This is a genomic window from Streptomyces griseochromogenes (assembly GCF_001542625.1).
Classification (GTDB): Bacteria; Actinomycetota; Actinomycetes; order Streptomycetales; family Streptomycetaceae; genus Streptomyces; species Streptomyces griseochromogenes.
Genome location: NZ_CP016279.1, coordinates 1,532,278 through 1,554,281, shown reverse-complemented (window position 1 = coordinate 1,554,281; position 22,004 = coordinate 1,532,278). Strand labels below are relative to the sequence as shown.

At 71.5% G+C, this 22,004-nt stretch carries 21 protein-coding genes; 11 read left to right on the top strand and 10 right to left on the bottom strand.

Annotation, left to right across the window (positions count from 1 at the left end; translation table 11 throughout):
• Window positions 1–10: 10 nt before the first annotated feature.
• From AVL59_RS07290 to AVL59_RS07280, 3 genes are read right to left on the bottom strand one after another with little or no spacing between them, the layout of a single operon-like run.
• Window positions 11–1,012 carry an enediyne biosynthesis protein UnbU gene (locus AVL59_RS07290; RefSeq protein WP_067300538.1) on the bottom strand — a complete coding sequence of 334 codons (1,002 nt, stop codon included), beginning with the start codon at window positions 1,010–1,012 and terminating at the stop codon, window positions 11–13.
• Window positions 1,009–2,943, bottom strand: a complete 1,935-nt coding sequence (locus AVL59_RS07285) for an FG-GAP repeat domain-containing protein (RefSeq protein WP_067300535.1) — start codon at window positions 2,941–2,943, stop codon at window positions 1,009–1,011. The genes AVL59_RS07290 and AVL59_RS07285 overlap by 4 nt, the downstream gene beginning before the upstream one ends.
• Complete coding sequence (locus AVL59_RS07280; protein WP_079146563.1) at window positions 2,940–3,962, bottom strand: DUF1702 family protein; 1,023 nt, start codon at window positions 3,960–3,962, stop codon at window positions 2,940–2,942. The genes AVL59_RS07285 and AVL59_RS07280 overlap by 4 nt, the downstream gene beginning before the upstream one ends.
• A 234-nt stretch (window positions 3,963–4,196) precedes the next feature.
• On the opposite strand from AVL59_RS07280, the gene tatA reads away from it, so the two are divergent.
• Window positions 4,197–4,532: a Sec-independent protein translocase subunit TatA gene (gene tatA, locus AVL59_RS07275; protein WP_067300531.1), complete on the top strand. Its 336-nt coding sequence runs from the start codon at window positions 4,197–4,199 to the stop codon at window positions 4,530–4,532.
• Window positions 4,533–4,990: 458 nt separating this feature from the next.
• Here tatA and AVL59_RS07270 read toward each other — a convergent pair whose 3' ends face one another.
• From AVL59_RS07270 to ku, 3 genes are all read right to left on the bottom strand, one after another.
• Window positions 4,991–5,203 carry a hypothetical protein gene (locus AVL59_RS07270; protein WP_067300528.1) on the bottom strand — a complete coding sequence of 71 codons (213 nt, stop codon included), beginning with the start codon at window positions 5,201–5,203 and terminating at the stop codon, window positions 4,991–4,993.
• Between the two features lie 447 nt (window positions 5,204–5,650).
• The gene (locus AVL59_RS07265; RefSeq protein WP_079146562.1) at window positions 5,651–6,721 is read right to left on the bottom strand and encodes a hypothetical protein; all 1,071 of its coding nucleotides are present in this window, start codon (window positions 6,719–6,721) and stop codon (window positions 5,651–5,653) included.
• 67 nt (window positions 6,722–6,788) lie between these two features.
• A complete protein-coding gene (ku, locus tag AVL59_RS07260; RefSeq protein WP_067300525.1) occupies window positions 6,789–7,916 on the bottom strand; it encodes a non-homologous end joining protein Ku in 1,128 nt (375 codons plus the stop codon).
• Between the two features lie 83 nt (window positions 7,917–7,999).
• On the opposite strand from ku, the gene ligD reads away from it, so the two are divergent.
• Window positions 8,000–8,881, top strand: a complete 882-nt coding sequence (gene ligD, locus AVL59_RS07255) for a non-homologous end-joining DNA ligase (RefSeq protein ID WP_067300523.1) — start codon at window positions 8,000–8,002, stop codon at window positions 8,879–8,881.
• A gap of 4 nt (window positions 8,882–8,885) precedes the next feature.
• On the opposite strand, the gene AVL59_RS07250 is transcribed toward ligD, so the two are convergent.
• Window positions 8,886–9,689, bottom strand: coding sequence for a nuclease-related domain-containing protein (locus tag AVL59_RS07250; RefSeq protein ID WP_067300520.1), 804 nt, complete (start codon window positions 9,687–9,689; stop codon window positions 8,886–8,888).
• Between the two features lie 178 nt (window positions 9,690–9,867).
• On the opposite strand from AVL59_RS07250, the gene AVL59_RS07245 reads away from it, so the two are divergent.
• The 5 genes from AVL59_RS07245 to AVL59_RS07225 all read left to right on the top strand — a co-directional run bounded on the left by AVL59_RS07245 (window position 9,868) and on the right by AVL59_RS07225 (window position 15,395).
• Complete coding sequence (locus AVL59_RS07245; RefSeq protein ID WP_372450403.1) at window positions 9,868–10,299, top strand: protein-tyrosine phosphatase family protein; 432 nt, start codon at window positions 9,868–9,870, stop codon at window positions 10,297–10,299.
• 93 nt (window positions 10,300–10,392) lie between these two features.
• Window positions 10,393–11,145 carry a hypothetical protein gene (locus tag AVL59_RS07240; protein ID WP_067300516.1) on the top strand — a complete coding sequence of 251 codons (753 nt, stop codon included), beginning with the start codon at window positions 10,393–10,395 and terminating at the stop codon, window positions 11,143–11,145.
• Window positions 11,142–12,395, top strand: a complete 1,254-nt coding sequence (locus AVL59_RS07235; protein WP_067300513.1) for a sensor histidine kinase — start codon at window positions 11,142–11,144, stop codon at window positions 12,393–12,395. Before AVL59_RS07240 ends, AVL59_RS07235 begins: the two co-directional genes overlap by 4 nt.
• A 160-nt stretch (window positions 12,396–12,555) precedes the next feature.
• Window positions 12,556–13,914, top strand: a complete 1,359-nt coding sequence (locus AVL59_RS07230; protein ID WP_067300511.1) for an FtsW/RodA/SpoVE family cell cycle protein — start codon at window positions 12,556–12,558, stop codon at window positions 13,912–13,914.
• A 23-nt stretch (window positions 13,915–13,937) separates the two neighbouring features.
• Window positions 13,938–15,395 carry a penicillin-binding transpeptidase domain-containing protein gene (locus AVL59_RS07225; protein WP_208870582.1) on the top strand — a complete coding sequence of 486 codons (1,458 nt, stop codon included), beginning with the start codon at window positions 13,938–13,940 and terminating at the stop codon, window positions 15,393–15,395.
• 26 nt (window positions 15,396–15,421) lie between these two features.
• On the opposite strand, the gene AVL59_RS07220 is transcribed toward AVL59_RS07225, so the two are convergent.
• Window positions 15,422–16,252 (bottom strand): hypothetical protein, encoded by an 831-nt coding sequence (locus AVL59_RS07220; RefSeq protein ID WP_237281855.1) that lies wholly within the window; start codon window positions 16,250–16,252, stop codon window positions 15,422–15,424.
• A 35-nt stretch (window positions 16,253–16,287) separates the two neighbouring features.
• Complete coding sequence (locus AVL59_RS07215) at window positions 16,288–17,397, bottom strand: ferritin-like domain-containing protein (RefSeq protein ID WP_067300502.1); 1,110 nt, start codon at window positions 17,395–17,397, stop codon at window positions 16,288–16,290.
• A 123-nt stretch (window positions 17,398–17,520) separates the two neighbouring features.
• Here AVL59_RS07215 and AVL59_RS07210 point away from each other — a divergent pair, with 123 nt between their 5' ends.
• The 4 genes from AVL59_RS07210 (at window position 17,521) to AVL59_RS07195 (ending at window position 20,662) form a co-directional block, all read left to right on the top strand.
• The gene (locus AVL59_RS07210; protein WP_067300500.1) at window positions 17,521–18,459 is read left to right on the top strand and encodes an AurF N-oxygenase family protein; all 939 of its coding nucleotides are present in this window, start codon (window positions 17,521–17,523) and stop codon (window positions 18,457–18,459) included.
• A gap of 62 nt (window positions 18,460–18,521) precedes the next feature.
• Window positions 18,522–19,178 (top strand): TetR/AcrR family transcriptional regulator, encoded by a 657-nt coding sequence (locus AVL59_RS07205; protein ID WP_067300498.1) that lies wholly within the window; start codon window positions 18,522–18,524, stop codon window positions 19,176–19,178.
• Window positions 19,165–19,494: a hypothetical protein gene (locus AVL59_RS07200; RefSeq protein WP_208870328.1), complete on the top strand. Its 330-nt coding sequence runs from the start codon at window positions 19,165–19,167 to the stop codon at window positions 19,492–19,494. The genes AVL59_RS07205 and AVL59_RS07200 overlap by 14 nt, the downstream gene beginning before the upstream one ends.
• Window positions 19,495–19,606: 112 nt before the next feature.
• A complete protein-coding gene (locus tag AVL59_RS07195) occupies window positions 19,607–20,662 on the top strand; it encodes a C40 family peptidase (protein WP_067300496.1) in 1,056 nt (351 codons plus the stop codon).
• 84 nt (window positions 20,663–20,746) lie between these two features.
• Here AVL59_RS07195 and AVL59_RS07190 read toward each other — a convergent pair whose 3' ends face one another.
• Entirely contained in the window at window positions 20,747–22,000 is a 1,254-nt protein-coding gene (locus tag AVL59_RS07190; protein WP_067300493.1) for a styrene monooxygenase/indole monooxygenase family protein, read from the bottom strand.
• Window positions 22,001–22,004 lie beyond the last annotated feature (4 nt).

The following is a 22,004-nucleotide window of genomic DNA, read 5'->3' as shown; positions in this document are numbered from 1 at the left end:
TGCGCTCTCCTCAGGGGGCCTCGGCGGCAGAGCCCGCGGCGCCGGAGGCGGCCCCGGCGGGAACCGGCCGGGCCCCGGTCCGTCCGGCTTCCCGCCGCTGGACCGGGACACTGCCCCGGCCCCGCCCGGACAGGACGGCCAGCAGCACCGCCCGCAGCACGCAGGCGATGACGAGGGCGAAGAACAGGCCGAAGACGATGTGCAGCTGGACGAGCACCCCGTACGCCGCCGCGATGGTCGCGCCGAAGACGACCTGGTTGCGCCGCCGCCAGGGTGACGTTCCGGGGTCGGTGATCATGTAGTTGGTGAACAGCACGAAGGCCGGACCGGTCATCGGCAGCAGGGCGCTGAGGGTGGCGACACCGGTGAGTTCGCCGCGCATCAGGGCCTGCACCGCGAAGCCGCCCGCCCAGCCGAGGATCAGCGGCAGCTTGCCGGTCAGCTTGCCGTTGAGCAGGGTGCCCAGGACCAGCACCACCAGCGGCGGGATCGCGTCGGCCCAGCCGCCCAGCCATTCGCTGAACTCGTACGGCGGCGCGATGCCCACCCAGGGGAACAGGAGCAGCACCGTGACGATGCCGAAGTTGCTGGGGTTGAGCACGTGCCGGGCCGTGCCCTTCACCCTCACCCGGATCAGGTACTTGCTGCAGACGCCGACCACCGCGGCCAGCAGCGTCGGCCACAGCCGGCTGTTGGCGTACAGCAGCATGGCGCAGGCCAGGCCGCCGATGTATGCGGGCAGCAGGAAGTCGACCGCCTCGCCGACGGGCCGCCGGTAGCGGGGCGTGCGCCGCCTGCTCCAGGCCTCGACCGTCTCCAGCAGCAGTTCGGTGCAGACCGCTGCCACGACGGACAACAGCGGTGTGGCATAGGCCTGTTCGAAGCCGAGCACGGTGTGGCCGAGCACCGTCGCGGCCGTGATGGACATCGCGAAGCGGCGCAGCGCCTTGCTGCGGCGGCAGGCGCCGCAGGGTGTGCCGGAGTCGACGGCGCAGGTGTGATCTGTTGTCATGCGGGGACCTCCGCGATGGTTCCGTCGGCGCTGAGCTTCAGGTCGTGCCAGCCCGGCCGGAGGGTGGCGGTGCGCCGGTGCGGTGTTCCGCCGGAGTCCCGCCAGGAGACGTCCACGCGGAGCGGGCCCGCGGTCTTCTGTCCGCCCAGCCCGAAGAGCAGATCGGGAGCGGCGACGCCGCCGTGCCCGTTGGCGGGGTACACCTGCTGCTGTGTGACCCGTCCGTCGGGCAGCCGCAGCCGGGCGACGGCACCGATGGCCGGCGTGCTCGCGCCGGCCCTGCCCGCCGGCAGCCTGAGGCGCAGGCCGAGGAACGGCGCGGCCTCGGAGCGGTTGGCGTAGAACACCGACTGTCCCCACTGGTTGGCGGCGACGAAGTCGAGCCGCCCGTCGCCGTCGACGTCGCCGACGGCGAAGCCCCGGGTGACGGCGGTGGAGGCGACGCCGGCCTCCGCGGCGACGTTCACATAGCGGCCCTGCGGGGTGCGGGCGAAGAAGGTGTTGGGGTCATGGCCGGACAGGTCGTCCCCGGGCTTCACGTCGGGCCACAGCTCGGGGTGCCGCAGAATCAGGTCGTTGGACATGGCGGCCTCCTGCAACTGGGCCCAGCGGTCGGTGCGGCCCGCGACGAACCCGGTGGCGTGCATCACCTGCGGATAGCCGGAGTTGTCGAAGTCGGCGGCGACCAGGTCCCAGGTCCAGCCGGAGCGGGCGAGACCCATGTCTTCGCTGTGGTCGTCGTACGGGGCCTCGCCGCGGTGCAGCAGCCGCCCCAGCCGCTTGCCCGAAGCGGTGGGCCGGTAGACGAAGTTGCTCTCCTGGAGCGCGTACGGCTCGGTGATGTTGCCGACCAGGATCGACGGTGCTCCGCTTCGGTCCAGATCGGCGAAGGCGACCCCCATGCCCTTGAACGAGTCCTTGCCCACCACCTTGGACTTGGGGGTGGTGAAGTGGCGCGATCCCGTGGCGAGGCGGAACTTCGGGGCACCGGGGCGGGACTCGTTGACCAGCAGCCGGTCGGGGGCGAAGTCGTTGGCCTGGTAGAGATCGGGCCGCCCGTCGCCGTCCAGGTCCTGGGTGCCGAGGGCCAGGGTCCAGTCGTGCGGCGGCTCAGCACCGAAGGCGCCAGGGACCTCGGTGAAGCGGGCTTGGGGCTTGCCGCCGGAGCGTCCCTGGGCGAACCGGAAGAAGCGCAGTCTGCCGCCGTTGTGCGCGGCGGACAGCGAGGACGGCATCTGCAGCGAGGACTGCCGGGCGGTGGGATCGAGGACCCGTGCGCCGTCGGGGAAGTAGTTTCCCACCACCAGGTCCGGGTGACCGTCACCGTCGTAGTCGCCCAGGGTCATGGCGTTGGTGCTCCACACCGGGTGGCCGGGCACCAGTTCCCGCGCCACGAAGGCGGCCCGGGAGGGTGCGGCACCGGGCCGGCGCAGGAAGAGCACGGGCGAGCGGCCCCAGTAGTAGACCACCACGTCCTGCCGGCCGTCCTGGTTCAGGTCGGCCGGCATACAGCCCATCGGGGCCGCGTACGACGGCATGGACAGGCTCTTCGCCTCAAGGGCGAAGGGACGGTAGCGATTCCCGGTGCCGGGTGCCGGCCGGACGGTGACGGAGTCCGTGCGCGGGTCGACCAGGCACACGTCGTGCGAGACCGTCCCGCCGTCCGCGGCGAACAGCCCGGCGCCGGCCCCGACCGAGGAGATCCACGACCGGATGTGGGCGTAGGCCGGCGCCACCGGGCGCACCCGGCGCTCGCCCGGCCGGTCCGGTGCGTTCAGCGGGTGTGCGGTGAAGTGGAAGGGCGCGGCCGCCCGCGACCGGCCGTCCGCGGACACCGCGTCCGGCTGGGCCAGGGAGAAGGCCGTGAGACAGCAGCACAGCGCCGCGGCCTTGGCGGCGTGCGCCCTCAGATGACGGGCGAGGGAGTTCATCGGCTCCTCCGGGAGCGGGGCGCGGCCTCGGCGACCTCGGCGGCCTCGGTGGTCCAGGAGCCCTCGGCGGGCTGCCGCGCGGGGTCACCGGTCGAGTCGCAGCCGTGGTGGGCCGCCCACAGCCGCCTGATCCCGGCCCGCCACCGCTCGTAGTGCTGTTCCGTGTGAGGGCCGGGACCCAGGTCCGCGAGTGCGGTGTCGGTCCAGTCGGCCGCGGTCTCGGGCGGCACCCCCGTGAGGGCCAGGGCCGCACTGCCACAGTGCTCGGGCAGGGGCGTAGGGGCGCGCAGCCGGGCCGCGCAGGCGAAGGCCGCGCCCTGGGCGAGGTGGGCCCGGTGGCCTTCCGCGGCCTCGGCCAGCGCGCGCAGTTCGTCCTGGTCCGCACCCCCCGCGTACGCCGCCGCGAGGCCGATCCCGCTCCACAGGTCCGCCCGCCGCCACGGCGGGAACTCGGCCACCCTGAGGCCCAGCGCCTCGGGCTCCGCGCATTCGTGGAACCACAGGCACCGCCCGAGCCCCTGGTCCCGCACGGCACGCTGCCGCGCATCGAGGCCCCGCTCCCACCGCTGCCCCGCCACGACGCGATCCGAGTCGAAGAACCCCTGGTGGAAGCCGAATCCGTCCCAGGCGAGCCAGTGCAGCAGGGGATCGCCCGCGCGCAGTGCGTGCCAGGGGCGCAGGCGCAGTTTGCCGAAGGCCCAGCCGGCACCCACATGGATGAGATGCGGATAGTCGGCACCGGCTCCTTCGAGGAGTTCGCGCAGCCTGCGTCCCCGGGACAGGGTCAGCAGATCGAGCAGCGCGCAGCCCATGCCCGCGCCTTCGAAGGCGAACCCCCTGAGTTCTTCGGCGACACCGTCGAGTGCCGCGCCGAGCGCATCCGTATTCCGGGCATCCACCGAGTGGTTGAATCCCTCGAGAAAAGCTCTTCCGGAATCCTCGAGACGATTTCGGGCGGGGCCCGAGCGGAGCCTGAACCGGCGTACTCCGAAATCAACCTGCCGCAGGTCCTGTTGCATCGTCCGGGCGACACGAGAACGCAGCCCGCCGCAGGTTGCTGCCGACGTTCCGGCGCCTGGGACCAAGAACGGCACGATTGTTTCCCCTCCAGCGCTTTATGTATTGCGGCTAATAGCCTCGGGGCAACTTGGCGTTGTCTTGATCCGCCGAAAGAGTGCACCTGACCTGCCCTGCATCCAACAGGTGAACCGCACCCAGCGGTCGCCGGTCAACCGGGTAGAACCCCGGCACATGTGACGGTGAACATGCCGTCGCGTCGCGAGAACGATTCGTCCGCCCAGCCGAAGAAGGTCGTGATGCTGGAAAACCGTCTGCTCGAAATCATCATCATCGCTCTGGTCGTCATGGTTCTGTTCGGAGCGAAGCGGCTGCCGGACACGGCGCGCTCATTGGGGAGATCGCTGCGCATCCTCAAGGCCGAGACCCGCGCCGGACGTGAAGAGGCGGCGCAGGAAGGGGCGTCCACGTCGGCCGAGCCGCCCATGCTCACGAAGGCCGAGGCGTCGTCGAGGCCGCGCACCGTTGCCGCGGAGGCCACCGGGAAGGGGCGGGAAGTACTCCCCGACTGACAGTCGTCCGGCGGTGCGCCGGGGCTCACCATTCGACGGTCCGGAAAACGGTGGGCCCGGCATCCGTCCCCCGCACCCGGGTTCCCGGCCATCGCGCGCGGCGCGCCATCGGTGCGGATCTCCGCACGGCGGGTGGTGCGGCGTCAGATCAGTGAGAGTGGGCGCCGGTTGGGCCCGCGAGACCGGGTCGCGTCCCGCCGGTGCCGCGTCGGGCACCGGCTGCGCGCATTCGAACGGCCGCGGCTGCCTGGTCGCAGTGCTGTGTGGTCACGGCCCGAAGGGCGGCGATCCGTGGGCCGAGTCGGATCTGATGCGGCGCCCTGCCGTGCCTCGCGGGCGCGCCGGGCCGACGTAGCAGCGCGCGCGGATGCTCCCGTCCCGTACGCCATCGCCCCGGGCGGAGCCGAGCGGATGCGGCCCATGGCGTACGGGAGGGAGCTGGGGAGGGCGCTGCCGTTTCAGCAGGCGTTGGGGTAGTGGGCGAGGGCGCTCAGGACGGGCACCACGGGCACCGTGACGGCGTTTTCGAGGCAGACGGAGCCCGGGTTGAACTCCCAGTTGTTGGCCGTGGTGACGGCACCTGCGATGTTGGAGACGTTGTCGGCGTGGGCGGGCGCGGCCATGGCCATGGTGGCCAGGGCGGCCGCGGCGGTGATGATGATCTTTCGCATGCCCACCGTAACGATCGGGAAAATCGAAAGGCACGGCTCTGTCCAGGCATGTCCCCCGCATGCCCGAAACAGCGAGCATGTGGGGCCGCCGTACGCGACGGGCGCAGGCCCTGTGGCGGTCGCCGCCGGTGGGCGGAATTCCTCTGGGCTCCCCGCGGGCCGATGATCCGCGAGTTGTCCACGGACGCGCATCCACAGCTTCGATTCGCTCTGCTCGGCCCGGTTCGGGATCAGGCCGTCCGGGGCCGCGGCACTCCCGTGCCGCGGCCGGCCGGGTGCGCCATGAACTGCCCGTCGAAACAGGCGACTTCACGGGCCGGGACCGCGAACTCGCCCTCCTCCTCGCGCCTGCCGACGCGCGGACGGTCACCGTACGGGCGGTGGACGGCATGGTCGGGTCGGGTCGGCCCGACAGCGCGCGCCGGCCCGCTCTTCTTGCCGTGCGCGCTACTCCGCGAGTCCCTGGAGCGACTCCTCCTCCTCGTTCGCGGCGTACGGATGGACGGATCGTTCGTCGTCGAGGGGGGTGAACCAGTCCCCCGCCCGTGTGGGTACGACATCCAGGTCGTCGAGGGCCGTGTTCTCGTGCACGCCGTCCGCGAAGGTTTCCAGGGCGACGGTGACCTCGTCGGTGAGCAGGCCGTACATGTCGGCGGTCACCTCGGCCTGCGTGAGCAGGAGCCCCAGCAGCAGTTCCTCGGCCACACAGTTCACCTGGCCGAACTGCGGCTGGGTGAGGCGGCCCGTCAGGGACACCGCGGTGACCACCAGGCGGCGGACGAACAGGACGGTGTACTCGACGGCGAACTGCGGCGGCAGATCGTCCAGGATCATGAAGGCGGTGTCGCTGTCCGCGACCGTCGGACCCTCCTCCTCCAGTGCGGCCAGGTCCGTGAAGAGTTCGTCGATCAGCAGGTCGATGGCATAGATGACGGCACCGGCCGCGACTTCCGCCGCCTCCCGGCCGACGGCCTGCTGCTCGGGGACCGAGGAGTGGCCGAAGGCGTCCAGGGGGAAGGCCCGCAGGCTCGGGGCCAGCGCGCGGAGGGTGGCGCGCATGGCCTGCGCCTCGGCCGCGTCCGGGCCACCGGGCGCCGCGGGGGGCGCCGCCGCATGGCGCCGTGCGCGCTCCGCCGGGTCGGAGGGCGGGGCGTCGGGGCCGTCGGCCGCGTCCAGGCTCTCCTGGAGCAGTTCGGAGTTGAGTTCGACCGCGCAGCGGGTGATCTGCCAGTCGGTGAGCGGTTCGGTTCGTTCCAGGAGTTCGGCCACCACCTCGCGGGCGGCGCCCTCCGCGAATTCCAGTGCCGGTGCGTCCACGAAGAGTTTCAGCAGGACTCCTCCGGGATGGGCGGCGATGACGTCGTCCATCAACTCGATCTCCATCCCGTCGGGTCCCTCGATCGCCTCCAGCGAGTCGAACCCCTTCCGCAGCAGGAAGATCACGCCCTCCCGCTGCAGCACGTCGAGTTCCGGTGTGCCCTTGGGAGGGGCCATGGCCACGGTCACCACGTATGTCACCCCCTCATCGTGCCCGAATCACCGCACTTCAGTGGCGGGAATTCCGGGCTCGTGACGCACCCCCCGCTCACGCCGAGCGCTTGCGCGCCGCCGTCTTCTTCGCGGCCGTCTTCTTCTCCCCCGCCTTCTTCGCCGTCGCCTTCGCCGTCGTCTTCGCGGCCGCCGCCGTCTTGCCGGCCGTCTTCGCCGTCGTCTTGGCCGTCGTCTTGGCCGTCGTCTTGGCCGTCGTCTTGGCCGTCGTCTTGGCCGTCGTCCGATGCAGGGTCTGCTTGGCGGCCGTCGACTTCCTGGGGGTCGCGGTCTTCTTGGCGGCGGCCTTCTTCGCCGCCGCGGACGTCGTCTTCTTCCCGCCCGTCTCCTTGGGGGTGGTACGGCTCCGGGCCAGGGTCCTGACCTCGGCCTCCTTGCCCGGTTCCGCGCCGCGGGACTCCCGGGCCGCGCGCACGCTGCTCTCCAGGGCCGCCATCAGATCGAGCACCTTGCCCCCGGCGGCGGGCTCGGGCAGCTCGGGCGGGGCCTCACCGGCCGCCTTCGCGGCGATGACCTCCCCCAGCGCCTCGCGGTACTCGTCGTGCAGATCGTCCAGGTCGACCTCGCCGAGGGTGTCCATCAGGGCGTCCGCGAGATCCAGTTCCTTGTCGCGGACGGTGACGTCCACGTCCGGCGCCACGCCTTCGGGTGCGCGTACCTCGTCCGGCCACAGCAGGCCGTGCATGGCGATCGCGTCGCCGACCACACGCAGCATGCCGAGGCGTTCCCGGCCGCGCAGCGCGTATTTGGCGATGGCGACCTTGTTGCTGCGCTTGAGGGCCTCGCGCAGCAGGGTGTACGGCTTGGCTGCGGGGGCTCCGGTCGCGGCGAGGTAGTAGGCCGCGTCCATCTGGAGCGGGTCGATCCGGTCGGCCGGCACGAAGGCGACGATCTCGATCGTGCGGGCGGTCGGGATCGGGAGGTGGGCGAGGTCCTCGTCGGTGATCGGGATGATCGTGCCGTCCGCGTCCTCGTACCCCTTGCCGATCTCCGCCTGGCTCACCTCACGGTCCTCCAGTTCGCACACCTTGCGGTAGCGGATGCGGCCGTTGTCCTCGGTGTGGATCTGGCGGAAGGAGATCGAGTGGCTCTCGGTGGCGTTCACCAGCTTGATCGGGATGCTGACGAGACCGAAGGAGATGGCGCCGTTCCAAATGGATCGCACGTGCAGCGGCCTTCCTTCCGGTTTCCGGCATTACTTGGTCAATTTCTGGTGTTACATCGGCGAATGTCTGAGATTGTCATCCTATGACGCCTATCACAGAGGTGGAGGGGCAGCGGGTCGCGCTCAGCAACCTGGAGAAGGTGCTGTATCCGGAGAGCGGCTTCACCAAGGGGGAGCTGCTGCACTACTACGCGACCACCGCCGGGGTGCTGCTGCCGCATCTGCGGGACCGCGCCGTGTCCTTCCTGCGCTATCCGGACGGGCCGGACGGACAGGTGTTCTTCACCAAGAACGTGCCGCCGGGCACGCCCGAGTGGGTGACGACGGCCGAGGTCGCGCGGTCCGAGGGGCCGGCCCGGATGGTGGTCGTGCAGGACCTGCCGAGTCTGGTCTGGGCGGCCAATCTGGTGACCGAGTTCCACACCCACCAGTGGCTCGTCGGGTCGCCGGACGAGGCCGACCGGCTGGTCTTCGACCTCGATCCCGGGGCGCCCGCGACGATCGTCCACTGCTGCGAGGTCGCCCTGTGGCTGCGTGAGCGGCTCGCGGCGGACGGGATCGAGGCGTACGCGAAGACGGCCGGGTCGAAGGGGCTGCATCTGCTGGCGGCCGTGCGCGGGAGTTCGTCCGAGCGGACGAGCGAGTACGCGAAGGCGCTCGCGGTCGAGGCCGAGCGGGCGATGCCGCGGCTGGTGGTGCACCGGATGACGAGGAGTCTGAGGCCGGGGAAGGTGTTTGTCGACTGGAGCCAGAACGCCGGGCGCAAGACGACCGCGGCGCCCTACACGCTGCGCGCCCGCCGGGTCCCCCTGGTCTCGACCCCGGTGACGTGGGAGGAGGTCGGGGACTGCCGGGCTCCGGGGCAGCTGGAGTTCCTGGCCGAGGACATCGCGCCCCGGGTCCAGGACCATGGAGACCTGCTGGCGGGACTGCTGGATCCCGGACGGACGGCGCCGCTCCCCTGAGCTCCTACACCCTCCCCCATGTGTTCCGGTCCCTCGCCATCGCGTGCAGCGCCTCCACGTCCGCCGGCTTCAGTACGCCGCCCGGCCGGGCGAGAGACGGCAGCTCCGGGTCCTGGAGGACGCGTACGCCGCGGGGGGCGGCCGTGATCCTCAGATCGGCCGGGCCCGCCAGCGCCAGGACCGGGTGGACCTCGGCGGTCAGGGCGTAGGAGGCGCGGTCGGCGGCGGCGCGCACGCGGCGCAGCAGCGGCTCGGCCTCGCGGCGGCCCACGGTGACCATCGGGTCGGCCACCAGGACCCGCTGTTTGCGGGCGTACAGCGCGTGGACGGCGAAGAGGCCGCCGGGCCCGATGAGCAGATGGTGGACGCGGTCCCCGCCGGAGAGGGGGACGGAGTGCAGGGTGTGCCAGCCCGCCCCCTCCAGCCCGTCCAGCGCCTCGCCGACGGTCTGCTCGGCGCTCAGGGCGCGCCGGCGCGGGTCGGGGCGGAGCCGGTGCGCGGGGCCCGGGTCGCGGTCCAGGGCGACGATCAGCGCCTCGCCGGGCCGGTTGGGCGCGAGGTCGTCGTCCGGGTGCAGGGTCAGCCGGGCCAGTTCGGCGGGGGTGGGCACCGGTGGCGGCCCCACGGTCACCGGGCCGGTCAGGAACGGCTTCAGGGCCTCGAGCACGTCCTCCCGGCGGTCCTCGCCGATCAGGTTGACCCGGCAGGTCTCACGGTCGTACCAGGCGAGATTGCCTCCGTCCGGGCCGCAGACGTACAGCCGTTCCCGGCCGTGCCGAAAGGTCGGCACCACGCGCAGTCCGCTCATGCGCCATCACCCCTCGACCATGGGAACAGGAGGGGTGCTCATGGGGCAAGAACCCCGTTACTTTGGAGGGTGGCCCTGTACAGGGGGAGTTGGGGAGGCAGCGTTGCGGACCCACGAACAGCAGCACCGTGTACCGGCTCCGGACCGCCCGTGGAGCGAGATCGAGCCCGGCCTGTGGATGGGCGGGCACAAGTTCCGGGGCCGTTCGGGACGGCTGGAGTTCGCCCTCGTACGAGATGAGTTCGATGTGGTCCAGACGCTGCTGCGGCTGCCCGGGTACGGGCCCGGCCCGAGGGCCGAGCACCATGTCTGGCCGATTCCGGACGGCCCGCTGGACGGGACGCAGCTCGCCGGGGTCATGCGGCTGGCACGGGCGGCGAACGAGGCGCTGGACTGCGGCCGCTCCGTCCTGGTGCGCTGCTACCACGGGTACAACCGTTCGGGTCTGGTGGTGGCGCACGCCCTGGTCCGGCGGGGCCGCACCCCCGAGGAGGCGATCGCCCTGATCCGGGCCAGGCGCTCCCCCTGGGCGCTGCACAACGAGCTGTTCGTCGACTATCTGCGCGCGGGACTGGCCACCGCCCGTCTGCTCGAGGAACTGGCCGAGTAGCCTCTGCTCCAGCACCTCCTTGATGCGCAAAAAGGACTTCCCTACGAATAAGGTGTACGGGGCCGCGAACGTCCCCGAAGCCCCAGGAGCACCGTGTCAGCCCGTCGCCCCGTGCGCACCGCCCTCGTCGCGGCCGCCGTCGCCCTGCTCTGGGCGACGGCCGCGGCCTGCGGGGACGCGGGCGGCCTGGAGGGGGCCGGGTCGACCCCGACCGCGATCAGCCCCGCGAAGCTCTGGCCGGACCTGAGGCCGGCGTCCAGCCCGGCCTATCCCTACGACGTGGCGACCAGGGAGACCGTCAAGGGCGTGACCGTGCCCGGCGACGACATCCGGAAGGTCGATCCGGTGGACGTGGTGGAGGCCGAGATCGCCGCGCATCCGGACGACTACGGCTCGAAGGGGGCGTACCACGCGACCGTGGACCGGATGAAGGAGTGCGGTCCGGGCGGGAACCGGGCGCGGTGCCCGCTGCTGAAGGCGTACTACCGTGACCTGACCGGGGACGGCCGGGACGACATGACGCTCGGCTTCCGGCTCTACCCGACCAACCAGACGGCCGTGCGGGTCTACACGGTCGAGAAGCACAAGCTGGTCCAGGTGCTGGCCGACAACGACGCGATCATCGGGGTGGAGCTGGCCGGCCGGGCCCTGATCGAGCGCTCTCCGGCCGGGATCGTCGGCTACGAGTACCGCACCACCTGGACCTGGGACCCGGACCAGCGCGCCATGGTCTTCTCCCGCGACGAGTTCCTGCGCACCGGCAAGGGCCCGCGCGGTCACACACCGTCCCCGTCGCCGTCCACGACGCCGTCGCCCTCCACGACGCCCTCCGCGAGCACGCCATGAGGTTCACGGTGCCCCGGTGGACCGGGACGCTCGCGGTGAAGGCCGCCACGTTCATCACGGTGATGTGCTGCGCCCTGGCCGCGCTGCTCGGCGTCCTGGTACATGTGTCGGTGACCAACCAGACCGTCGGCCAGGCCCGTGACCTGGCGCTGTCCCGGCTGCAGGACGCCACCGCGGCGTACGAGGCCGGGGACGCGCTGCAGCAGGGCGCCGGGGTGGACCCCGAGGGACTGCCCACGCCGCTGCGGGCGCTCGCGGTGGCCGGGAAGCGCGGCACGATGGTCTCCTCGCACCAGGGCCGCCCGACCATGTGGGCGGCGGGCCCGGCCGAGGACCGCCGGGCGCTCGCGGTGGAGGTCGACTACTCGCAGCAGTCCGGCACGATCGCCGGTCTCGACCACTCGATCCTCTGGTCGGCGGGGCTGGCGATCGGGGCGACGGTGCTGGTCGGCGCGTTCGCGGTGACCCGGGTGACACGCCGGCTGCGCGGCACCGCGCAGGTGGCCCGGCGGATCAGCGCGGGCGATCTGGACGCCCGGGTGGACGACCCCCGGACCAAGGACCGGACCCGCCCCCAGGACGAGGTGGCCTCGGTGGCGGCCGCGCTGGACACCATGGCCTCGACGCTGCAGAGCAAGCTGCTGAGCGAACAGCGGTTCACCGCGGACGTGGCGCATGAGCTGCGCACCCCGTTGACCGGGCTGCACGCGGCGGCCGAGCTGCTGCCGCCGGGGCGGCCGACCGAGCTGGTGCGGGACCGGGTGGCGGCGCTGCGCACACTCACCGAGGACCTGCTGGAGATCTCCCGGCTGGACACCGGCCGGGAGAAGCCGGCCGTGGACAACGAGGAGCTGGGTGCGCTGGCCCAGCGGGTGGTGCGGGCCTCGGGCACGGACACCGAGGTGCGGATCGTGCGGGACGTGCGGGTGGAGACGGACCGGCGGCGCCTGGAGCGGGTGCTGGGGAATCTGGTGGCCAACGCGCACAAGCACGGGAGCCCTCCGGTGGTGGTGACGGTGAACGGACCCGTGGTGACCGTGCAGGATCACGGGGGCGGGTATCCGGAGTATCTGGTGGCTCACGGGCCGCAGCGGTTCCGCACGGAGGGCGGGTCCAGGGGGCACGGGCTGGGGCTGACCATCGCGCTGGGGCAGGCGGAGGTTCTGGGGGCGCGGTTGTACTTCTCCAACGCGGCGGACGGCGGGGCGGTGGCGACCCTGACGTTGCCCCTGACGCAGGAGCGCGCCTAGAGCTCGGGGCCGCGGGTGATCCGTGCGGTGCCGGTCGTGTACGGCCGGCCGCGCCCACCCGGCGGAGCCGCACATCGATACGGCCCCGCGCCCCTCGAGGCGCTCCGTGCGCCCGGGGCGCCTGCCCAGCTGGACTGCCCTGTTTGGGTAGGTTCCGGACATGACCAAGGCCGGAACCGTCACGGCGGCGCAGGCGTCCGCTCCCGCCGTACGCCTGCGCCGGCGCCGCGGCATCGAGCTCGCCCTGATCGTGCTGGCCGTCCTGCTGTCCGTGTACGGCTACTGCGCGGTGGGCCTGGCGCGGACCGGCACCGTCCCGCCCGGTGCCGCCGGTTACGGCGCCGGGCTCGGGGTGCTCGCCCTGCTCGCGCACGGCGCGGTGCGGCTGCGGGCACCGTACGGCGACCCCCTCCCGCTGCCCATCGGCGTGCTGCTCAACGGCCTCGGTCTGGTGCTGATCTACCGGCTGGACCTGGAGACGCCGGGCGAGCGGGCGGCCCCCACCCAACTGGTGTGGTCCACGCTCGGGGTGGGCCTGTTCATCATCGTCGTCCTGCTGCTGCGCGACCACCGGGTGCTCCAGCGCTACTCCTACGTCTGTGTGGTCGCGGCCCTCGTCCTGCTCCTGCTGCCGATCCTGTTCCCGGCGGTCAACGGCGCCCGCATCTGGATCCGGATCGCCGGATTCTCCATCCAGCCGAGCGAGTTCGCGAAGGTGCTGCTCGCGGTGTTCTTCGCCGCCTATCTGGCCGCCAACCGCAACGCGCTGGCGTACACGGGCCGCCGGCTGTGGCGGATGCAGTTCCCGACCGGGCGGGTGCTGGGCCCGATCGTGACGATCTGGCTGCTGAGCGTCGGGGTGCTGGTCCTGGAGCGGGACCTCGGCACCTCGCTGCTGTACTTCGGGCTGTTCGTGGTGCTGCTGTACGTCGCCACCGGCCGCACCGGCTGGATCGCGGTCGGACTGGTGCTCGCCACGCTCGGCGCCGTGGCCGTCGGCCACCTGGAGCCGCACGTGGGCGGCCGGATCCAGGACTGGCTGCACCCCTTCGCGACGATCGAGGCCGGTCTCGGCCCCAACCAGCTCTCCCAGTCGCTGTTCGCCTTCGCGGCGGGCGGTGTCCTCGGCACCGGGCTGGGGCTCGGCCACTCCATCCTCATCGGCTTCGCCACCAAGTCGGACTTCATCCTCGCGACGGCGGGCGAGGAACTGGGCCTGGCCGGTCTCGCGGCGATCTTCCTGCTCTACGCCCTGCTCGTGGAGCGCGGCTACCGCGCGGGCCTCGCCCTGCGCGAGCCCTTCGGCCGGCTCCTCGCCGTCGGGCTCGCCTCGATCCTCGCGCTCCAGGTGTTCGTGATCGCGGGCGGGGTCACCGGCCTGATCCCGCTGACCGGCATGGCGATGCCCTTCCTCGCCCAGGGCGGCTCCTCGGTCGTCACCAACTGGGCGATCGTGGCCCTGCTGATCCGGGTGAGCGACTCGGCCCGCCGCCAGTACGACGGGCGGGAGGCCCCGTGACCGAGTACGGGAACGGCCGGCCGATGGCCGGGTACATCCGGCGCGCCTGGGCGTTCTGCGCCCTGCTGCTGGTGGCCCTCCTCGTCAACGCCGCCCGCGTACAGATCGTCCAGTCCGGCTCCTACGACGCCAACCCGGCCAACCGCCGCCCCACGATCGCCCGTTACCACCAGCCGCGCGGCGACATCCTGGTCGGCGGCGAGCCGGTCACCGGCTCCACGGACACCCGCGAGCAGCTGCGCTACGAACGCACCTACCGGGACGGCCCGTTGTACGCCCCGGTCACCGGCTTCTCCTCGCAGATGTACGGCACCACGCTCCTGGAGGACGCGGAGGACGGGGTGCTCTCCGGCAGCGACCCGATGCTCACGCCCTTCCCCCTGTGGAACGACGTGACGCGGGGGCCCAGCCCGGGCGGGGACGTGGTCACCACGCTGGACAAGAACGCGCAGCGGGCGGCGTACCAGGCGCTGGCCGGGCGCAAGGGCGCGGTGGCCGCGATCGAGCCGGCCACCGGCCGCGTCCTCGCCCTGGTGTCGACGCCGTCGTACGATCCGGCCGCGCTGTCCGGCAACAGCGAGGCGACCGCCTCGGCGTGGGAGCGGCTCAACCACGACCCGGAGAAGCCGATGCTCAACCGGGCGGTACGCCAGACCTATCCGCCGGGGTCGACGTTCAAGGTGGTCACCGCGGCGGCGGCGCTGGACGCGGGTGTGGTCAGGGATCTGGACGCGCGCACCGACTCCCCCGATCCCTACCGGCTGCCCGGCACCACCACCCGGCTGACCAACGAGGGCGACGGCTGCCGCGACACCTCCGTGCGGGACGCCTTCGAGTGGTCGTGCAACACGGTGTTCGCCAAGCTGGGCGTGGACGTCGGGGTGGCCGGCATGTCGGCCACCGCCGAGGCGTTCGGTTTCAACGACAACCGGCTGCGGATCCCGTTCTCCGTCTCCCCCAGCACCTTCGACACCCATGTGGACCGGGCGCAGCTGGCACTGTCCTCGATCGGGCAGTACAACACGCGGGCGACCCCGCTGCAGATGGCGATGGTCGCGGCGGCCGTGGCCAATGGCGGCCGGCTGCGGACGCCGTACCTGGTGGAGCGGACCGTCCGCCAGGGCGGCGAGACGCTCACCGGCGACGGGGTGCGGCCCGACCGGCAGGTGATGCGTCCGTCGACGGCCGTACGGCTGAGGGAGCTGATGACCGACGTGGTCCGCGAGGGCACCGGCGCCAACGCGGCCATCCGCGGTGCCACGGTCGGCGGCAAGACCGGCACCGCCCAGCACGGCCTCGGCAACTCCGGTGTGCCCTACGCCTGGTTCGTCTCCTGGGCGCAGGCCGACGCCGACCTGGAACCGAAGGTCGCGGTCGCGGTGGTGGTGGAGGACGCCTCGGCGGACCGGGGCGAGATCAGCGGCGGCGGGGACGCGGCACCGATCGCGAAGAACGTGATGCGGGCCGTTCTCGGGTTGTGAGACGGGTCGCGCCGGCCGCCTGACGATCAGCCGATCGGCTTGATCATCTCGGAGCGGGCCTTGAGTGTGTGCTCGGCTGCGGCCTTGAGGTCCACGTCGGCGGAATCGGTCGTCGACGCGTCGACCTCGGCGACCACGGCCGCCGTGTTGCCGTCCGCCCAGGCGCAGACCGGATAGGTCAGCGTCACCAGGGCCCGCTTCTGGGTGAGCACCTCACAGCTGACGGTTGTACCGGCGCCGGACGGGGTGACGTCCTTCGCGGGTTCGTCCACCGTCACGTCGGAGACGTCGGCGGCACCCTCGAGCATGTCGCTGCGTACCGTCCCGAGGTTCTTGAAGCGGCCGTACATGCCCGACACCAGCAGCGTGCCCTTGGTGCTGTCGCCGCCCGGGCTGTAGCGGCCCGCCACGGCGTGGACGTCCTTGGCGTTCAGGTCGCTGTTGGCGTCGTTCTCGATCTTCTGGCGCTGGGAGGCGGAGAGGTCCTCGGCGAACACGTACTCCTCGTCCACCAACGTGTGGGGCAGCGTGAGCTTCGACTTCGCCGCGGGGAAGCCGCTCTCGACCAGCACCCCGATCAGCACCAGGCCCGCGACGCCGACGGTCACGACACCGCCCACGATCCCGAGCACCAGCCCGACCCGCCTCTTCTTCGGCGGCGGTCCCATGGGCGGCATGCCCCACGCAGGGTAGGGCTGCTGCGGATAGGGCTGCGGGGGGTACGGCTGCGCGGGGTACGGCTGCTGCTGGGGGTAGGGGGAGCCGTACGGACCCGGTGGCTGCTGCCCGTACGGTCCCGGAGCCTGCGGAGGCTGCTGAGCGTACGGGTACTGCGGCTGCTGTGGCGGCGGAGGCATGGACACGCCAGCACGTTACTGCACATCAGTGACACTCAGGCCTCGGCCGCCCCCGACTCGATCGCCTCCCGCACCTCCGCCACCCGCTCCCGCTCCTCCGCCGCGAACCGCTCCGCGTCCAGTTGCTCGGCTATCTCCTCGTCCTGGGCCATCAGCAGATCCAGGTTGGAGTCGCCCATCTCGAAGACGCCCATGTCGACATAGGCCTCCTGGAGCCGCTTGCCCCACAGGCCGATGTCCTTCACACAGGGCACGATGCGGCTGAACAGGAGGCGCCGGAAGAGCTGGAGGAACTCGGAGTTCTCGCTGAGCTGCCCGGCCTCCGCCTTCGGGATGCCGAAGTTCTCCAGGACCTCGACGCCGCGCAGCCGGTCGCGCATCAGGTAGCAGCCCTCGATCACGAACTCCTCGCGCTCACGCAGTTCGGCGTCGGTGAGCTGCTGGTAGTAGTCGCGCAGCGCCATGCGACCGAAGGCCACGTGCCGGGCCTCGTCCTGCATGATGTAGGCGAGGATCTGCTTGGGCAGCGGCTTGGTGGTGGTGTCGCGGATCATGCCGAACGCGGCGAGGGCCAGCCCCTCGATCAGGACCTGCATGCCCAGATAGGGCATGTCCCAGCGGCTGTCGCGGAGCGTGTCGCCGAGGAGGGACTGCAGGTTGTCGTTGATCGGGTAGAGCATCCCGACCTTCTCGTGCAGGAAGCGGCCGTAGATCTCGGCGTGCCGGGCCTCGTCCATCGTCTGGGTCGCCGAGTAGAACTTGGCGTCCATGTCGGGCACCGACTCCACGATCCGCGCCGCGCAGATCATCGCGCCCTGCTCGCCGTGCAGGAACTGGCTGAACTGCCAGGAGGCGTAGTGCCGGCGCAGGTCGCCCTTGTCCTTGTCGGTGAGCTTGGCCCAGTACGGGGTGCCGTAGAGCGCCATCGACTCGTCGGGGGTGCCGAGCGGGTCGTACGGGTCGACCTCCAGGTCCCAGTCGATGCGCTTCTGCCCGTCCCACTGCTTGTCCTTGCCCTTCTGGTACAGGGCGAGCAGGCGGTCACGGCCCTCGTCGTACTCCCAGCTGAACCGGGCCGCGCCGCTCGCGGGCACCTGCCAGGGGGAGTCCTGGGGCTCGTTGGCGTACAGGTCATAGGTCGGCATACCTCGCAGGCTCACACGTAGACGCCGAGTCAACAAGTCATGTGCAAGGGATTGACGAGCTTGCTGACAGGCAGTCTCATAAGGAGCGGAATCTGTACCGCCGGGTAACGAGGTGAGGGAGCCATGACGACCCTGACGGAAGCGGACGCGCTGGAGGGACTGCGCGACGCGCTCGGTCTGCTCAAGGACCGCGAACAGGTGGCCGAGCGACTGCTCGCCTCTTCCGCCAAGCACTCCTTCGACCCGGACGAGGAACTGGACTGGGAGGCGCCCTTCGAGGAGGGCAAGTGGTTCTGGCCGCCGGAACTGGTCTCGCTCTACGACACTCCGCTGTGGCGGCGGATGGGCGAGGAGCAGCGGATCCTGCTCTCCCAGCACGAGTCGGCCGCGCTGGCCTCGCTCGGCATCTGGTTCGAGATCATCCTGATGCAGTTGCTGGTCCGGCACATCTACGACAAGGCCGCGACGAGCGCGCACGTCCGGTACGCCCTGACCGAGATCGAGGACGAGTGCCGGCACTCGAAGATGTTCGCGCGGCTGATCGCACGGGGTGACGCCCCGTGGTACCCGGTGAGCCGCGCCCACCGGAACCTGGGCCGTCTGTTCAAGACCGTCTCGACCACTCCCGGCTCCTTCACGGCCACCCTGCTCGGCGAGGAGGTCCTGGACTGGATGCAGCGGCTGACCTTCCCTGACGAGCGGATACAGCCCCTGGTCCGCGGCGTCACCCGCATCCACGTGGTCGAGGAGGCCCGGCACGTCCGCTACGCCCGCGAGGAACTGCGCCGCCAGATGCTGACGGCCCCGAAGTGGTCGCAGGAGTTCACCCGGGTCACGTCCGGCGAGTTCGCCCGGGTGTTCTCGGTCGCCTTCGTCAATCCCGAGGTGTACACCAACGTGGGCCTCGACAAGCGGGAGGCGATGGCCCAGGTGAAGGCGAGCGGGCACCGGCGGGAGGTCATGCAGAACGGCGCGAAGCGGTTGACCGACTTCCTGGACGACATCGGGGTGCTCAGGGGAGTGGGACGGCGGCTGTGGAGGGCGTCGGGGCTGCTGGCCTGACACGGGCCGCGAGCGGTCGTGGGCCGCCACCCCGGACCCCCACGGCGATTAGGCTGCTGGCCATGACCCCGGCCGCCTCCCCCGCCTACCGTCGGCTCAGCGTCGAGGAGCGACGAAGTCAGCTCCTCGACGCCGCGCTCACTCTCTTCGCGCACCGCGCACCGGAGGACGTGTCCCTGGACGACGTGGCGGAGGCGGCCGGAGTCTCCCGTCCGCTGGTGTACCGGTACTTTCCCGGCGGCAAGCAGCAGCTGTACGAAGCCGCTCTGAGCTCGGCCGCCGAGGAACTGCGCCAGTGCTTCGACGAGCCCCGCGAGGGCCCCCCGCTGCCCCGCCTGTCCCACGCCCTCGACCGCTATCTGGCCTTCGTGGACGAGCACGACACCGGCTTCAGCGCGCTGCTCCAGGGCGGCAGTGTGGTGGAGACGTCCCGGACCACGGCCACGGTGGACGGGGTGCGCCGGGCCGCCGCCGAGCACATCTTCAGCCATCTCGGCGTCTCGGAGCCGGGCCCGCGGCTGCGGATGACCGTACGGATGTGGATCACGGCGGTGGAGGCGGCCTCCCTGATCTGGCTGGACGAGGACAAGCAGCCCCCGGCCGAGGAGCTGCGCGACTGGCTGGTCGAGCAGTTCGTGGCCGTCCTCACGGTGACCGCGGCCCGCGACCCGCAGACGGCAGCCCTCGTCGGCGAGCTCACCGAGGATGGCCGAGACTGAGACCGTGAAGAGTCAGGACACCCCCTTCGAGGGCGGCCCCATGGACGGGCGCGTGCTGCCCGTGCTGCTGGGCATGACCGGCCACCCCCCGAAGACGTACCGCATCCCCGTCCCGGACGCGGCCGGCGGCCCGCCCACCGTGCTGGTCTATCGCCGTGTGCCGAGGGGGCACAGCGGCAAGCTGGGCCTGGTGCAGGGGTGGAAGTACCAGTATGCCGCCGAGGGCGACACGGGGGGCCGAGGCGGGCGCGTCAGGTGGCCCTGGTCCAAGCCCGACAATACGAAGTCCCGCAAGTCGGATGACCCGACCGGGTGAGAAGGTTGCGCCGGACGGCGCATCGATGCTGCGCACACCGCGGGGACACGTCTGATTATCACGATGCGAAGGCGGGCGGAGGGTCCGCTCGCCCCGCATCGGAGGTGATGACGTGTCAGGAGTGCTGCTGCGCCTGGCGTGTACGGCCACGGTGGCGGCCCAGGCCGTCCTCGCACCCGTACCCGCCACGGCCGCACCCGTGCCGCAGCGGTCCGTCGCCCAGCTGCTGACGGACCTTCAACAGCTGTACCGGCAGGCCGAGCAGGCCACCGAGACCTACAACGCCACCGCGGAGCAGCTCAAGCGCCGGCGGGCCGAAGTGACCCGCGTCGACGGCGAACTGGCCCGCGCCCGGCTGGCCCTGCAGGACAGCCGCATCCAGGCCGGACGCCTGGCCCGGCAGCAGTACCAGAACAGCACCGAACTCTCCCCCTACGTCCGGCTGCTGCTCGCCCGCGACCCGCAGCACGCGCTGGACGAGGGCCATGTCATCGGACGGCTGGCCCGCGAGCGCGTCGAGACGGTGGCCCGGCTGACCGGCGCGGAGAAGAAGAAGGACGCGCTGGCCAGGTCGGCCCGCAAGGTCCTGGACGCGCAGCTCGCCCTCGCCGACCGGCAGAAGAAGGAGCGCGACGACGTCAGGGCCAGGCTCTCCGGCGTCGAACGGCTCCTCGCCGCCCTCACTCCGGAACAGATGAGCGCGGTGACCGGGCTGGAGCGGCAGGGGGTCGCCGACGCCCAGCAGAAGCTGACGGCCTCGGGCGCCCTGGGCGACGACGGCCGGCCCCCGACCCCCGAGGGGAACCGTGCGGTCCGCTACGCCATGGACCAGATCGGCAAGCCGTACCAGTGGGGCGCTCAGGGCCCCGGCTCCTACGACTGCTCGGGCCTGACCTCCCAGGCCTGGGACCACGCGGGCACCCCGATCCCCCGCACCAGCCAGGAACAATGGGCTCAGCTCAAGAGAGTCCCCCTGAGCACCCTGCGCCCCGGCGACCTGATCATCTACTTCCCCGAGGCCACCCACGTGGCGATGTACGTGGGCGACGGAGAGGTCGTACAGGCCCCCAGAACGGGCGAGAAGATCAAGCTCTCACCTCTGGCGTCGTTTCCGGTACTCGGCGCCGTACGTCCGGACAACCACTCAGGGAGGCAGGACCCCGCTTGACATGCGGTTCCGCCGCGCGGGCGCGACCAGCCACAGCGCCGACGACGACCGACAACGAGAGCCCGACCGCAGGTCAGGGGCCTGTCACGCGCCGGCGACCGAGGCCAGGTAGGCGGCTGTCTTCTCCGGGTCGTAGAAGAAGTTCTCGAAGTCGGAGGGGTCGTTGAACGCATTGGCGAAACGGTCGGCCACCGTCGGCAGCTGCCCCGCCGCGCCGAGGAGGTTCAGCACATGCTCCGGCGGCGGTGCCAGCATCGCGTTGGTCCACTTGGTGACGTGCTGTGCCGTGGCCCAGTACCGCTCGAAGGTGCTGTCCATCCACTCCTCGTCGAACGGCTTGTCCTCCCGCTCCAGGATCGAGGCGAGGTAGGCGGCCGCGCACTTGGACGCGGAGTTGGAACCCTGCCCGGTGATCGGGTCGTTGGCGACGACCACGTCGGCCACGCCGAGGACCAGCCCGCCGGAGGGCAGCCGGCCGATGGGGTTGCGGACGGTCGGGGCGTAGCGGCCGGCCAAGGTGCCACCGGCGTCCGTCAGTTCGACCTTCGACGCCCGCGCATACTCCCAGGGAGTGAACTTCTCCATGAGTTCCAGGGTCAGGGAGAGGTGCTCCGCCGGGTCCTTGACGCCGTTGAAGACATCGAGCGGGCCGCCGGGTATGCCCTCCCAGAAGAGGATGTCGGCCGGCCCGGAGGTGGTGAGCGTCGGCATGATGAACAGCTCACCGACGCCGGGCACCACGTTGCAGCGCACCGCGTGGAAGTCCGGGTGCTCGGCGCGCGGGCCGAGTCCGTGCACGTACGCCACCGCGAGAGCGCGCTGCGGCTCGGTGTACGGGGAGCGCTCCGGGTCACGGGCGAACATCGACACCAGTTCGCCCTTGCCCGCCGCGACCAGGACGAGGTCGTAGGTGCGGGAGAAGTAGTCGAGGTCGCCCACCGCCGCGCCGTGGATGACCAGCTGGCCGCCGCGCTCGGCGAAGGTCTCCATCCAGCCGGCCATCTTCACCCGCTGGTCGACCGACTGCGCGTACCCGTCGAGCCTGCCCACCCAGTCGATCGCCCGCTGGGTCGGACCGGGGTCGTGCGAGCCGGGGGCCGCGACCGAGACGCCGAGTCCTTCGATCTTCGGGGCCTGGGACTCCCAGAAGTTCAGCTGGAGATCGCGCTCGTGCTCCAGGGCCGTGTCGAACATGCACTGCGTCGACATGACGCGGCCGGAGCGGATCTCGTCCGCGGTCCGGTTCGACATCAGGGTGACCTCGTAGCCGTGCGACTGCAGGCCGAGGGCGAGCTGGAGTCCGGACTGGCCGGCTCCGACGACGAGTATCTTCCGCATACGG